Genomic DNA, 14,348 nt, shown 5'->3' with positions numbered 1-14,348 from the left:
TGTAAATCACCTTAGTCTGACTGATCAGGGGAGGGGAGTGGCTATGAGCTTTTTTAGTCGGTTTTTGAAGAGACAACAGCCGGAGGAACGTCCGCTGTTTTACGATATTGTATGCCCTTATTGTTTCAGCAAGTTTTCACCGGAAGAGGTGGTGTTCCGCGCCGCCCATCACCGCGATGATGATGAGGACTACGCACTCGGGGAAGATGCGAAGTTGAATCGGTATCGCGAAAGGTTCGGACTCGACACGGTATTTGATATGGAGGCGGTATTGGCACCTCATGATGTACCGGAGGAACACCGGATTTATTCCGATAACATTGTGATGGGTCTGAACGATCGGTACGGTGTCGTTACACGCCGCCGGTTGTGTCCGCAATGTCATAACGAGCTACCTGTTACGGCAGGTAAAGCACCGAGCAACATCATATCCATCATTGGTGCATCCCAGGTAGGTAAATCCGTCTACATGACTTCATTAATTCATACATTGCAGCATTATACCGCCGATCATTTTGACGCGGCTTGCATGCCATTGAATGCGGAGATCAGCCGCCGGTTCCGTGCGGATTATGAAGAACCGTTGTTCGAACGGGGGGATCTGCTGGATTCCACACAGAAGGAAAAGTTGCAGGAGCCGTTTATCTTCCAGTTTGTGTTCAAGGACGAAGATAAAGCGCCGCTGACGCTGGTGTTCTTTGACGTTGCAGGTGAAGGTATGGTTGAGCAGGATTATCTCGGACTTCACGGGCAGCACATCAAGAACTCGGCAGGTATCCTGTTCATGGTGGACCCGCTTCAGATTCGTTCGATTCGGGACAAAATCCGCATTAACCTCGGCAATGAGCCGGGAGAGTGGACACCACGATACGATGAACCACGTGACGTGGTACTGACGATGTTTGGGGATTTTATCGCGTATCAGGATAAAGCCAAGACCAATATTCCAACAGCCGTTGTGCTCACGAAAAGCGACATGTTGCATTCCCTCAAGGATGAAGAGGGCGATTATATCAAATCCAACAGTAATGTCTTCCGCAATATGGTGCACCGTGATTGGTTCGACTTAACCGAGTTCGAGAATATCGACGGGGAGATCCGGCGTTTTATCGAGAAGGTGGATCGTCCGTTCAAGGGCACGATGGATGTGTACTTCAAGGATACAGCCTATTTCGCAGTATCTGCGTTGGGCAGCAATCCGGTGGATATGAAATTGCAGGGTGTGGTTAGCCCGATCCGCGTGGATGAACCTTTCCTGTGGCTGCTGTACAAGCTGAAGTACATTGAGGGGAGAGTGGGATGATGCGTTCTTCCGTAACCCCGCCCATTGAACAACAGTTGTATACCCGAGAGCGGCGCGGGGTGTTTCGCACAACAGAAGGGTTTGATACGGTTGCGGCATCGCCGGGACTGGACCCTTCTTTTATCAAAAAAGTGCTTCACCCCTACTGTGTCTATGACGCTCCAGCGGAGCTAACAGGCCGTAGCGAGAAGGACGAGACGAAGTTTCCGGCTTCCATTCACCTGCTTCATCTGGAGAGTGGAGAGACGATCCTTGGGCAAAATGTGTACCAGTCTGCGGATTTCACCGGGCTGCGCAGTGCCTTTTTTGCACATAATTACGTCTTGTCTCCCGAACGCTCGGAAGAGCAGATGAAACAAGGTGGCTGGCTGGATGCCGTGTTCGCCACGTCCTATGACATCGAACAAGGTACAGTTCTGCCGGCGCTTGCTGAATTGCCTATATCACCTAGGAGCGGACAGGGTGGGGTGACCGATGCTGGCGTAGGATCACCAACCCAAGTGCTGAGCGCTTTGAAAATGAACGAAGTGCTGTTCAAGCGCCTGCTCTATGCGGTAATGCAGTCTGTAGCGACACGCAGAAAAGTATACATTGCGCTGGACCTTCCGGCAGAAGAAGTGACCGAAGGGGCCAAAGGATTGTTACGTTTGCTGTACACGGCTTTACCCTACGCATTCCGGCGGCAGCTGGGATTCATGACGTTTGCCAAGGAGCCACAGGCCAAGAAGGGCATTCACGTCCAGTTTGTAGAGCGAGGAACGTTGCGTCCGAAAGACCGGAATACGGAGAAGGATTTCACCTTTGATCTGGTATCCGGCAGAGTGACACATGCGGATGCATCTGTGGCGAAGTTACCTTACGCCGAATTCGCTTGGGCCTTATTACAGGAACCTGGTGCGGCGGATGCGTTCTATACGTTTGCGGATGAAATGTTATCCGGCATGGAGCCTGGACGGGAACTTTCCATTGAAGCATATGGCGAACTTGCGGTGTTCTATGGTCTTGAACAAGGCATGGAAGACCTGTATTTGGATAACAAAAGTCATGTCCTGAGTGGCTTGCTGACCTATTTGAAGCCGGATGGTGGATTACAGCAACGTTCCCGTCTGAACGAACTGTTCCTGACCTTGCTCAGCAGGGAACTGGACAGCGTGAAGCGTGAGAACGTACCGGAAGAAGACGTCGCAGCTCGCATTGGAGAATATTTCAGTGTTGCCGCGCCCGTGGTGCAATCCCGGATTGTGGACTATTTTATCTACGGTGTGAATAATGCCCGCGCCCAGAAGCGTATGCGTGCTGTGCAGGAATTGTATGCTGTGCTGGATCGGGATCCGCAGCTGAATCGGGCTTTCTTTGATAAAGTGCTGGCCAATGAATCGCTCACTAAGCTGTTGTTCGAGCCTTATCTGGACAATCAGCTGAAACGCACGGAATCAGCAGCGAACGTTGTGGAAGTGATCCGAAGATGGGTTACGTCCCATCCATCTGCGATCTCCTACAGCTTCTTGCAGGAGCGGACAGCCAATGAGCTGCGTGAACGGTTATGTTCTGCGCCTAATCCGGTACAATCTGCGAATGAAGCACTCCAGCGGGTTAGCATACTCGATAGGGTATCTGTGGAAGGTACGTATGATACAGGCATTACGGCACGAATTGGTCAAACTGAAGCTACAGTCCGCCCTAATCGAAAAGGGGGATCTCCGTCTGCCAGTCAAGATCCGGCATATCAGGAGGAGTTAACCCGCCTTGCAGACAAGCTCGCTTATGTCATTAACTTGTTTATGATTCAGGATCTCGATCTGGATCGGGTTAACCGTGAACAGTTGTTAAGCGTCGATATTTTGCAGCATGGTAATGAGGTTCGGGATTGGGCGGCACGTCAGGGCTCTGATGTATCCGCTCGAACGAACATGATGCTGGCTGCGAGAGTGTGGCTTAGTGGCGAGGGGAATGAAGAAGAGGCATTGGAGGCACTTTCCCTGGCAGAGCGCAATGAACTTCAACGCTGGACGCGTCGCTGGCTTGCCGGAGAGTTGCAGACTCATCCGGGGATTGCGGCATATGAAGCTTTGCCTATGGCTTTTTATCGGGGAGGAAGCGGCAGCAATCGGTTGGATTATCCTGGCCTGATAGAATTCATTCGCACCAATGCAAGTCGTGCTGAAGGGCTGTATCCATTCTTCGAATGGTCAGGAGATCATCGAATGTTTGTCTGGGGTTCCAATGCGCATAAAGGATATGCGGATGCCATCGTGGCGTATTTCAAAGCCCATGACCGTGAAGCTTTCAAGTCGAAGTCAGCTTTCAAACCGTATTACGTGAGAGCCAGCAAGACAATGAAGCCGGTCTATGATCGTGCGAAGACGGAATTGTCCTCTCCACTGGTGCGGATGCTAACGGGTAGAAGGAAAAATCTGTTCGGATTAATCCTCTTGATCCTCGTTCTTGGTATTGCTGGCGGTACATATGCATGGATGAAAGATTCTGTAGAGCCGCCAGCGGCATCCCCTCCATCTACCCAGGAGCCTGTCATACCGGCTGAACCTGAGGTGCAGCTCGCGGAGCAGATTGCTTATATGATTCCTGCGAGTGACCAGGAGGGTACGGAATTACCTGCTCAACTCGTGATCCGTTTCAGGAATGATACGGGAAGCACTGAGTTTGAGCAAGGCAAACTTCAATTGACGATGAAGGATGATAGCACTCAGGAGTTGGATACTACAGGCAAGTGGGAGAGTTTTAATCGGAATGAAGAGCCTGATACCCAAGATACCTCCGATGGTGGCTCAGGAAGTACTTCCGAAGGAAGCACGGATGGCTCATCAGCGGGAAACGTGGGGAACATAGAGCAGACGGAGGATGGCGATCAGCAGGCCGATCCTTCAACATCGGGTGATCCCACTTCAGATCCTGGTAACGATACAACAACGGGTACAGGGACGAATACATCGTCTAATGCTGCGAGTGGAGACACGGATCAAGGTACGGATGCAGATCAAGCTACTGGTTCCACATCGCCTGACACATCTGTATCCAATGAACAGGATGCGGATGCGACCACTCCTGCACAGATGTCTATTGGAGAGGTAGATCGTCTCTATCCGTATGGATTGCAGATCGATCTTCCAGCGAATATGGATGCCGAGAGTATTGTCAGTGTGAAGAGTACGCAGGGCAATATGAAGGTGATCCAATTGATGTCGCAGCCGAAGCTCTAAGTTATTTTATATGAACATGTTGCATAGATTCATTAAGTGTCTTTTGATCCAATAATGAAAAATGCTGACTTCATACCTTATTAAACGAGCGTATGTGAGATGACCTTGAACTTGAATTTCAAGGTCATCTTTTTTTGTTCCACATCCCGGATATAGCAAACGCATGAAAATAAATCAGTCATTCACAATTCGGACACAAAATTTGCGATTCAAGAGTTTGAAAGACAGACAGAAGTGATAAAGTGCGCGGAATGAATGAGAAAAGATCTCAAGTGTACTTGAAAAAAGAGGGGGATTTCTGCTATAGAAAGACCAAATAAAGCACGAAAAGAGAAGAAAATTTGGTTTTTTATGTTGACAAATGATAATGATTATCAGTATCTTTAGTGTAGAAGATATTTGCGTCGGAAATACACAGAATTACAATTTCGTTTTTGTTGCCATAGCCGGATTACATAACCGGGATAAATGAGAGAGGGATGATCGCATGTTTCGTCTGGAGACGACCAAGCTGGATATCGCTTATGAGGAAAGACTAATTGTAGAGGATCTGAATATTCAGATTCCCCAAGGAAAAATTACAGCACTTGTTGGAGCCAATGGTTCAGGGAAGTCAACCATCCTGAAAACGATGGCACGTATTATGGCTCCAAAAGCAGGTAATGTATTGCTCGACGGGAAGTCCATCCATAAACAATCCACGCGTGAAGTTGCCAAGCAGCTTGCGATTTTGCCACAGAATCCAACAGCCCCTGAAGGTCTTACCGTTACTGAACTGGTATCGTATGGTCGCTTTCCTTATCAAAAGGGATTTGGCTCCATGCGTGCGGAAGACAAACGCATGATTGAATGGGCTATCGAAGTGACAGCCATGACTGAATTCCATGATCGTCCGATTGATCAACTGTCCGGTGGACAGCGTCAACGTGCCTGGATTGCTATGGCACTTGCACAAGAAACAGATATCCTTTTCCTGGACGAGCCGACTACGTTCCTGGATATGGCTCACCAGCTCGAAGTATTGCAATTACTGGAGCAACTGAATGCCACAGCCAACCGTACCATTGTTATGGTTGTCCATGACTTGAATCATGCTTCCCGCTATGCACATCACATGATTGGTATCAAAAAAGGTAAAGCTATTGCTCATGGTTCACCTGTGGAAGTTATGAATTCGGATGTACTTCGTGAAGTATTTAACATTGAAGCAGATATCGTGATTGATCCGCGTTCCGGTGTACCGCTCTGCTTGCCTTACGCTCTTGCAGGCGAACGCCAGCAATCGAAGACGCCAGAGCAGATGGTCATGAACAGTGCGATGGTTCATGCTGGAGGACGGACAGAACCACGTGTTCAAGCGACAGGAAGTTAACGAAATGGGCCATATGTGGTCCTTACATTATAGAATGAAGCCGCTGTGCATAATGCACGCGGCTCATTCGCATTCATGGGAGGTTTGCAACCAATGGGAGCAATCAACTACACGTGGTTAGAGCAATATGGACGTATAACGACCGGTCCGGTTAACGAACCGGTTTTTGGCATGCCTTTGACATTGTTAAGACATCCGGAGAACGCAAAGCTTATGCTCGAAGTCTATAATAAGCACCTGCGTACAGATTCTCTTCGCTCTGCTGCTGTATATTTCATGCACTCTGTTCGCGGTTTAGTGCTCGGTATTCATTACTTGACATCTATGTGTGATGCATCGCTGAATATTTCGTTGGAGAATATCCATTTGCAGTTGGAGGTTCAGGAAGGGCGTCCTGTAATCCATTTTCAGATTGTGGATGCAACCGAGTATGCCCATCCTGGTTCAGTCGACAGCAGTGTTGGAGCTGTATCTCCTTGGCGGAATGAGCTACTTACAGCATATTACGGTGAACAACTACGCCCACTGATTGAGGGGGTGGCCCTTGCGGGAGAAGCAAACACGGGTCAGATGTGGGCACAGTTCGCATCCATCCTGAGATGGTTCAAGACGATGGTGGTAAAGATGGACATTACAGAATCGGAACGAGAAGCTGTAATTCAGGGATATGAGCATGTCATTGCCATGCCACCGGAGATTCTGGGGTTACGCAAGAACTTGCTGTCATTCAAACCGGTCGAGATTGCTAATCCCCATCAACCTGGAGAGACCATGCTGATGAAGCCGACATGTTGCCTGCACTATCAGGTGTACGGTGGTCAGAATTACTGTTACAGCTGTCCCAAACTGACCAAGGCCGAGCGGCAAGAGCGGTATGATGCAATTGTGGCTGCCAAGTCAGGTTGAAGTGAGTCGGGAGCAAAGGGATATGGGTAGATCCGAGATTTGGTAATCGCATCCGATCAGGTTTATAATAATAAGACAGGCTGTAGGTTCATTGGTTATGCCAACGTGCTCGCAACAGTCCAAACCAACATATGTCATGGGAGGAATCAGTCATGTCCGTATATTCATATCAGGCGGTAACTACCGCGAACCAAGAAGTCTCACTGGATCTGTATCAAGGTAAGGTATTGGTCATTGCCAATACAGCCAGCAAGTGTGGACTGACCCCGCAATACGGTGAATTGCAAAAGCTCTATGATCGTTATCGCGATCAAGGCTTGGTTGTACTGGGTTTCCCTTGTAACCAGTTTGGAGGGCAGGAGCCAGGTACAAATGAGGAAGCCGAATCATTTTGCCAGATTAACTATGGTGTGAATTTCCCGGTGTTTGCCAAGGTAGATGTGAATGGTGAGGAAACACATCCTCTATTCCAATACCTGAAGGAGCAACAACCCGGCGTAGGCGAAACAAGCGACATCCAATGGAACTTTACCAAGTTCCTTGTTAACCGTGAAGGTGAAGTGGTAGGTCGTGTTGAACCGAAAGAATCCCCGGAGACCATGATTGCAGATATCGAGAAATTGCTCGGTTAATACATGAACGTTGAGAAGCCTATCCTCGTATAAACGAGGATAGGCTTTTTTGATTATTTTATATACGCAGATTTATTCTCTTCACAGGTAGGAGTTGGCTCCATGAAATCAACTCTCTGTAATGAAAATTGAAGACATTTATTTTTTGTACAACTAAAACATGAATGAAAGGCACGCTTCTAACTTTATGCGTCCATACAGGGATCGCGGAAGCCTTTGCATAGCATAAATCGACCCGAATCCGGGGAAAATGAAATCAATAAAATGAAGGGAAGAAAAGCTGAAGAAAAGCTTGAATACAGGGAAATGACTTCTTTCGACAAACTTTTTTTGCTCAACCTATTGCAATGTGAAAAAGATCACATTATAATGAGTGTATAAAGTGAAATTAATCACATACACAGTATCGATTAAGAAGTGAAATATTTCACAACCATAACAACCTTATATTCAAACTCATTTATATATTTCGAGGAGGAACTTTTAATGAAAATCGCAGTTATCGGATGTACACACGCAGGGACCGCAGCCATCGTAAATACCGCCAAATTGTACCCGGATGCTACCATCACCGTGTATGAGCGCAATGACAATATCTCCTTCCTATCTTGTGGCATTGCGCTCTACGTAGGTGGGGTTGTGAAAGACCCTGACGGTTTGTTCTATTCTTCGCCTAATCAATTGGCAGATCTCGGCGTTGTAACCAAGATGCTTCATGAAGTTACAGCAGTTGATGCCAAGGGTCATACCCTTCAGGCTAAAAACCTGAAAACTGGGGAAGAATTTGAAGATACGTTTGACAAACTGATCGTGACAACGGGTTCTTGGCCTGTCGTTCCGAAGCTTGAAGGCATCGACAAGGATAACATTTTACTTTGCAAAAATTACAATCACTCCAATACGATTATAGAAAAAGCCAAAGATGCCAAACGTGTTACCGTTGTAGGTGCAGGATATATCGGCGTAGAGCTGGTGGAAGCTTTCCAGATGAACGGCAAGGAAGTTACCCTGATCGACAGTGTGGACCGGATTTTGAACAAATACCTGGACCCTGAATTCACAGATGCGATCGAAGATACGTTGACTGGACGCGGTATCAAGCTGGCTCTTGGTCAGACGGTACAGAAGTTTACTGGAGAAAATGGCAAAGTGACCAAGGTGATCACGTCCAAAGGTGAGTTTGAAACCGATCTGGTTATTCTGTGCATCGGCTTCCGTCCAAATACAGAGCTGCTCAAAGGCCAAGTGGATATGCTGCCAAACGGTGCGATCATCGTGGATAAATATATGCAAACCAGTCAAAAAGACGTCTTCGCTGCGGGTGACAGCTGTGCTATCCATTATAACCCTACAGGCAAAGCATCTTACATTCCACTGGCGACTAACGCTGTGCGGATGGGTACACTGGTAGCCCGCAACCTGGTTCGCCCTACGACACCGTATATGGGTACACAAGGAACATCGGGTATCAAAATTTACGAGCAAAATATCGCGGGTACCGGGATGACGGAAACATCTGCTGCTGACGAAGGTCTGATCGTGGAATCCGTGGTACTGGAAGACAGCTACCGTCCGGAGTTCATGCCTACGGCTGAGAAACTGTTACTCAAAGTGGTATATGAGCAGGCTACTCGTCGAATTGTCGGAGCGCAAGTAATGTCACAGGTTGATCTGACTCAATCGATTAATACGATCTCGGTCTGCATCCAAAACAACATGACCGTAGATGAGCTGGCCTTCATCGACTTCTTCTTCCAGCCACATTACAACAAACCGTGGAACTTCCTGAACACGGCGGGTCTGCAAGCACTGCCTCCAATAGAAGTAAAAGCACCAGCAATGGTGTAAGGAAGCAGAATAGATGTTGATATAAAATACTGAACCATAAAATGCACAAAGGCTGGCGAGCATATCGTCAGTCTTTTTTTGTATATCTGTAATGGAGGTGTAAGTAACATGCACGATATCCCTTGCTGTCAGAGTCATTCAATGACAAGCATGAATAACGACTTTTATACATAACATTGTGATAATTTGCACAAAGTTTTGTATAAGACCAAGATACAATTAGGATATGGTATTCAACGCATAACTAATGAATTTTAGATGGTCTTATCCAATGATGAACAATGAAGGAGAGGATGAATGATATGGCAGCAAAAACACCTCTTGAGGTTGCACAATATACGGCGCAAACAGGAATGAAGAAGGCACAATATCGGGACTCTTCTGTACTGGTGCTCAGTTTTCTGGCAGGGGCTTTTATCGCGCTGGGTTTTCTACTGGATATTCGGGTAATTGCTTCTGCGCCAGCAGAGTGGGGAAGTTTGGTTAATTTGATCGGTGCGGCGGTATTCCCAGTTGGATTGATTATGGTGCTCATTGGTGGTGGCGAGTTGCTGACGGGAAATATGATGGCTGTTCCACTCGCGACAATTGCACGAAAATTATCCGCGGGCAGCATGTTGAAAAATCTGACGTTAGTGACGATTGGTAACTTTGTTGGAGCTTTGTTTGTCGCGTATGCGTTTGGACATGTGCTTGGTCTGACTGGAGAGGGTGTATATCTGGCGAAAGTGGTGGATATGGCTGGACATAAGCTGCATGATGGATTCCTGCAGGCTTTTATCTCCGGCATCGGCTGTAACTGGCTGGTTGCGCTGGCCGTGTGGTTATCCTATGCATCCGATACGATGAGTGGCAAAGTACTAGGCATTTGGTTTCCAACGATGGCATTTGTGGCGATTGGATTCCAGCACGTTGTGGCCAATATGTTCCTCATCCCGGCAGCAATCTTCGAAGGACATTATTCGTGGGGTCAATATGTGATGAATTTCATTCCGGTATGGCTCGGGAATCTGACTGGAGGAGCTTTGTTTGTAGCTGCAGCCTATTGGGTGGTGTACCTGCGCCAAGTTGAGCCGAAAGTGAAGCCAGAGATAGCAACGTCGATCGAACCTGTGGAGACGGAGGCTAGAGCGATGTGGAGCAAACAAGCATAGAGGGCATTGCGTAGCATGTGTGGACGTAGGTCGTCCCCAACTGCCAATTAAATTTTTATTATTCAAAATATGAATTCATTGTTGCCCACATTCGATTGTACTCGCTTCGTACCGCTGAGAATGCACCGGGCTTTTCAGATTTATTGTTTGAATTTGGCTCAAACGTTAAATATTTATTACGTGATTTGCACTCATAGTTTTTGCTATTTATAAGGAATTCAATTCTATCTTTAAATGGTCTGTCTAATAATTTAACCACCATAATGTCTCCAGTACTGGTGGTTCTAGCAGGAAAATAAATCAAAAAGTAACCTTGTTCAAATCGGTACTCCATAGCACTTACCTCCATTCGAATATAGAATTTATTGCTAGTTAACTAAACCATCAAAAAGTATCTATACATCAATTATACATGATGAAGTTAGTGCATAATATTATTGTTTTTATCACCAATTTAGAGAGTTAACTGGACTCATTTGTGTACGTTACGGAAGGAAATAAAGTTTCACTATGACGATGATTAGGATGGGATTGCGTTCGATAAAATTATATCGGCGCGTACATGAATCCAGAAATTACAATTACAAATAAGTTCTAAGAAAAGGGCATTCCTGGATTATTGGGAACGCCTTTTGTGTGTCCTGTTGCAACCTAGGCTTGGTTTAAACAAGCCTAGACTAAGGGAAGGATTTCGGATCAGGAAGGGCTTCAGCTTCTGCAGGAGGATCGAAGGAGTGTTTATACCAATCAAGAAGACTAGGGCAAGAGCGGCCACCTAAGAGCCGCTACGCACTGCTGGGGGGTTACTTGGCCCGATACCTAGAGCGCCTAAGCCGTCCCGGCCAAGGCGCTTTAGGTTCCTGTGCCGCGCTTCACACCCCGCACTGAGCCTTAACAGATATTAAAGACCACCAACGTTCGTCTTTTAAGGCAATTTGGATGCTTGGCCAGCTCCTGCAGCTTGCCTATTTTTGTTCAAAACCCGAACATTCCATAGATAACATTATCTTAATATCCGATAGAACTATAAATAATATGGTACAATAAGGAAAAAATAGGAGAGGAAACGGTGATGAAAAAAGATAAAGATACGGGAATGGTATACCACATAGACGCACTTGGACGTATTGTATTGCCTATTGAACTGAAGCATAACCTGGGGATCGAGCATGGAGATCCAATTGAATATTTTTTTGATGATCCACGCATAATTTTGCGGAAGTATAGAACATGTGAATGTACATTTTGTTCCGCAACGGAACAACTTACCTACTTTAAAGATTATTTCATTTGCAGTTCATGTATAAAAGAAGCTTTAGGGTCTGCTTGCTGCTACGTAGGGAGAGGAACGAAAAGCTTCTAAAAAAGAAGTGGTTCCTTCCATTGAAAAAAAACGACAGCCCCCAAGCGACCGGCATGCTGCTGCTCTCTCCGATCCGGACGAGATTCGCGCAGCTCCCACCCAGGACATCAGGACATGAGCTGAAGACGAGATCCATGCAGAACAATTAGAAAGTATCGAAAGATTTTGAAATATCATTGCGATACTTTTCGTGAACATCCGGGATAGGCCAAGGCATATTAATGAATTTGTATGTTCAACTTCACCCACCGAGCAAATTTCTTGTGCACCTCTGTTATGTTCAACACTGCGATAAGATAAGCACTTTGCAACCCCGGAATATCTACCCCTAGAATAATTTCCATCAAATGATTTTAATTAAATCTTTCTTTTCTTCATGTTCGTACATCCAATCACGATGGATTTGCATATTTCCTTTACCATAAATGGTGAAATGAATGCCTCGGTCCGAATCGTGAATGAGCCCTTTTCCTGGTTTCTGCGCATTGCAGGCCTTCTTTAGGCTCCTCTGTGCGGGTTTGGTTGCGTATAATTTGCTTCGAGCCACTGGGCAAACTTTGCTGCAGGACCGGATGCTCCGGCACAAACGATGGTCAACCGCAGGCTTTATATGACCTCGTCAAGCTAAATAATAAGTAATACATAATCGAGCAAGGACTTGGTGTAAGACAAGCTCTATTTCCCTGTGTCTGAAGGCAAACAAATCTACTCCCCCTACTAATCACACGAATCGCTGCAAGCAAAGAGGAGGGAGATGGCAGTCGAAAGTATTTATAAAATAAAGAATAGCTAAGTGTCACAAATTGAAGTTTCCAATTGTTATATAAGTACACGGAAGGAGGCGATATCAATTGACTTCTGAACATCCAGACAATATTGACAGTGAGGAAATTGATCAAGTAATTCAGCAAATAAAGAAAGGCGATACTGATAAGTTCAGAGTCATCATTGAGAAGTACCAGAGGAGAGTTTACCTCTATAGTTATTACTTACTGAATGATAAAGAACAAGTAGATGACGCAGTTCAAGATATTTTCATTAAAGTGTATCAACATATTGGTGACTATACTAAAACAGTTTCTTTTTCTGCTTGGATTCACAAGATCGTTTATAACCACTCTATAAATTTAAATAAGAAGAAATTCAGAGATTATCAACTGCTTCTTGATTTTCAATATTTAAACAAAGTTTCATCCACTAATGAAAACCAGAAAAATTACATTGATGTGTTATTACAACAGCTTAATTTCAATGAAAAATACATTTTACTATTACGGGCTGTAGAGGAGTATTCTTTTGATGAGGTGGGCCATGTACTTAACATAACTGCAGCAAATGCTAGAAAAAAATATGAACGTATTCGAAAAAAATTAAATAGACACAGAAATGGAGGTTATGAAGAACATGAAAAAACACTTGGAACCACAAGAGGATGAAGTAATAAATAAAATTCGTGAAATGGATCCAAACAAGGATTTCTCAGATATCATTATGACAAAAATTAAAGAACAAAATATAAAACCTATCACCACTATTGAAAGGAGAATAAAAGTGAAGAAAAGGGTTATTGCTACAACGGTTGCTGCTAGTTTAACGCTGGTGATTGCAAGTGGATTTGTGTCACCTACAATGGCTGAATCTTTGCAACAAGTTCCTGGGGTAAAGAGTATCTTTAAGCTAGCAGGAGACTTAGGGTTAAAGGTAGCAGTTAAAGAGAATTTAGTTAACTTCCCTAACGTAAGTGCATCAAATGAAAACATATCTTTGGTAGTACCGGAAATTATTTATGATGGGACGAGAGTTTCCTTGAGCTTAGAGCGAAATCCAACAAGTGAATTATCAATCTCAAATAATCCATTAAAAAAAGATATTAAAAATATAAGTCTATTGATTAATGGTGAAGATATTCAATCTTTTGGTCCTGATAATTCAAACGACATTGGAGTATTTCAATATGCCGGTGTTGATAACAATTCAGTTATCCTTGAATTCTCAGATTTACGTAACCAAGAAGGGAAAATACTGCCTAATTCCTTTGATCTGACTTTGAATGTTGATCTTAAAGGAGAAAGCAAGCCTTTATCTATTGAAGTCCCTGTTGAGAAAAATGCCACAGACGCTTTTGTGACTAATATTAATGCGACAAAGAAGTTTGAAGATTTCACAATAAAATTTCAGAAAGTTGAAATTACACCAGTAACAACGAATCTATCAACTGTTTTGAGTTTACCAGAAGGAGAGGCGTATGATCCACTTACACTTAGCTTAGCCTATGATGTTGTCGATTCAGATGGAAACAGTCTAAAGTTACTTAGTTCTAATGAATGGCATGAAACGAATGGGAACGAGTTGACCTCAGATATTCGATTCCAGCCTTTTAATACAATACCAGACAAAATAACAATCAAACCTTACATTATTGAAATTAATGAGAATGGAACATTTAAACAGGATCCAAACGGTGAGGTTTTAAAACAGTACCTAACTAATCTTGAGGTAGAAGTTCAAATTAAAAAGTAATTATAAAAAGGTCAGTAATTGGGTTACCCCAA

The 14,348-nt window shown here is 44.9% G+C and carries 11 protein-coding genes; 10 read left to right on the top strand and 1 reads right to left on the bottom strand.

Translation table 11 applies throughout. From position 1 onward, the window contains the following. Positions 1–43: 43 nt before the first annotated feature. The 7 genes from NST33_RS28890 to NST33_RS28860 all read left to right on the top strand — a co-directional run bounded on the left by NST33_RS28890 (position 44) and on the right by NST33_RS28860 (position 10,433). Positions 44–1,303 (top strand): hypothetical protein, encoded by a 1,260-nt coding sequence (locus NST33_RS28890; protein WP_024632789.1) that lies wholly within the window; start codon positions 44–46, stop codon positions 1,301–1,303. After that, a complete protein-coding gene (locus tag NST33_RS28885) occupies positions 1,300–4,521 on the top strand; it encodes a hypothetical protein (protein WP_339305992.1) in 3,222 nt (1,073 codons plus the stop codon). The genes NST33_RS28890 and NST33_RS28885 overlap by 4 nt, the downstream gene beginning before the upstream one ends. A gap of 487 nt (positions 4,522–5,008) precedes the next feature. Next, positions 5,009–5,893 carry an ABC transporter ATP-binding protein gene (locus NST33_RS28880; protein WP_091012819.1) on the top strand — a complete coding sequence of 295 codons (885 nt, stop codon included), beginning with the start codon at positions 5,009–5,011 and terminating at the stop codon, positions 5,891–5,893. Between the two features lie 93 nt (positions 5,894–5,986). Then, positions 5,987–6,799, top strand: a complete 813-nt coding sequence (locus tag NST33_RS28875; RefSeq protein ID WP_221825528.1) for a (2Fe-2S)-binding protein — start codon at positions 5,987–5,989, stop codon at positions 6,797–6,799. 152 nt (positions 6,800–6,951) lie between these two features. Next, entirely contained in the window at positions 6,952–7,431 is a 480-nt protein-coding gene (locus NST33_RS28870) for a glutathione peroxidase (protein WP_339305990.1), read from the top strand. A gap of 486 nt (positions 7,432–7,917) precedes the next feature. Continuing rightward, complete coding sequence (locus tag NST33_RS28865; RefSeq protein WP_221825527.1) at positions 7,918–9,279, top strand: FAD-dependent oxidoreductase; 1,362 nt, start codon at positions 7,918–7,920, stop codon at positions 9,277–9,279. Positions 9,280–9,581: 302 nt separating this feature from the next. Next, positions 9,582–10,433 (top strand): formate/nitrite transporter family protein, encoded by an 852-nt coding sequence (locus NST33_RS28860; RefSeq protein WP_339180085.1) that lies wholly within the window; start codon positions 9,582–9,584, stop codon positions 10,431–10,433. Positions 10,434–10,491: 58 nt separating this feature from the next. Here the strand turns inward: NST33_RS28860 and NST33_RS28855 are convergent, their stop codons facing one another. Further along, on the bottom strand, positions 10,492–10,767 hold the full coding sequence (locus NST33_RS28855) for a hypothetical protein (protein ID WP_221825523.1): 276 nt from the start codon (positions 10,765–10,767) through the stop codon (positions 10,492–10,494). A 735-nt stretch (positions 10,768–11,502) separates the two neighbouring features. Here NST33_RS28855 and NST33_RS28850 point away from each other — a divergent pair. The 3 genes from NST33_RS28850 (at position 11,503) to NST33_RS28840 (ending at position 14,316) form a co-directional block, all read left to right on the top strand. After that, the gene (locus tag NST33_RS28850) at positions 11,503–11,796 is read left to right on the top strand and encodes an AbrB/MazE/SpoVT family DNA-binding domain-containing protein (protein ID WP_221825521.1); all 294 of its coding nucleotides are present in this window, start codon (positions 11,503–11,505) and stop codon (positions 11,794–11,796) included. A gap of 851 nt (positions 11,797–12,647) precedes the next feature. Continuing rightward, complete coding sequence (locus NST33_RS28845; RefSeq protein WP_221825519.1) at positions 12,648–13,232, top strand: sigma-70 family RNA polymerase sigma factor; 585 nt, start codon at positions 12,648–12,650, stop codon at positions 13,230–13,232. Next, on the top strand, positions 13,201–14,316 hold the full coding sequence (locus NST33_RS28840; protein ID WP_339305987.1) for a DUF4179 domain-containing protein: 1,116 nt from the start codon (positions 13,201–13,203) through the stop codon (positions 14,314–14,316). The genes NST33_RS28845 and NST33_RS28840 overlap by 32 nt, the downstream gene beginning before the upstream one ends. Positions 14,317–14,348: the final 32 nt, after the last annotated feature.

This window comes from Paenibacillus sp. FSL L8-0435 (assembly GCF_037965655.1).
In the GTDB taxonomy this organism is placed as follows: Bacteria; Bacillota; Bacilli; order Paenibacillales; family Paenibacillaceae; genus Paenibacillus.
Note: the sequence above shows the minus strand (reverse complement) of the source record. Positions and strands in the feature narration are given on the sequence as shown.

Coding starts and splice junctions, on each gene's coding strand:
- NST33_RS28865 (WP_221825527.1), top strand. CDS start 7,918: ATGAAAATCGCAGTTATCGGATGTACACACGCAGGGACCGCAGCCATC.
- NST33_RS28875 (WP_221825528.1), top strand. CDS start 5,987: ATGGGAGCAATCAACTACACGTGGTTAGAGCAATATGGACGTATAACG.
- NST33_RS28890 (WP_024632789.1), top strand. CDS start 44: ATGAGCTTTTTTAGTCGGTTTTTGAAGAGACAACAGCCGGAGGAACGT.
- NST33_RS28840 (WP_339305987.1), top strand. CDS start 13,201: ATGAAAAAACACTTGGAACCACAAGAGGATGAAGTAATAAATAAAATT.
- NST33_RS28885 (WP_339305992.1), top strand. CDS start 1,300: ATGATGCGTTCTTCCGTAACCCCGCCCATTGAACAACAGTTGTATACC.
- NST33_RS28860 (WP_339180085.1), top strand. CDS start 9,582: ATGGCAGCAAAAACACCTCTTGAGGTTGCACAATATACGGCGCAAACA.
- NST33_RS28880 (WP_091012819.1), top strand. CDS start 5,009: ATGTTTCGTCTGGAGACGACCAAGCTGGATATCGCTTATGAGGAAAGA.
- NST33_RS28870 (WP_339305990.1), top strand. CDS start 6,952: ATGTCCGTATATTCATATCAGGCGGTAACTACCGCGAACCAAGAAGTC.
- NST33_RS28855 (WP_221825523.1), bottom strand. CDS start 10,767: ATGGAGTACCGATTTGAACAAGGTTACTTTTTGATTTATTTTCCTGCT.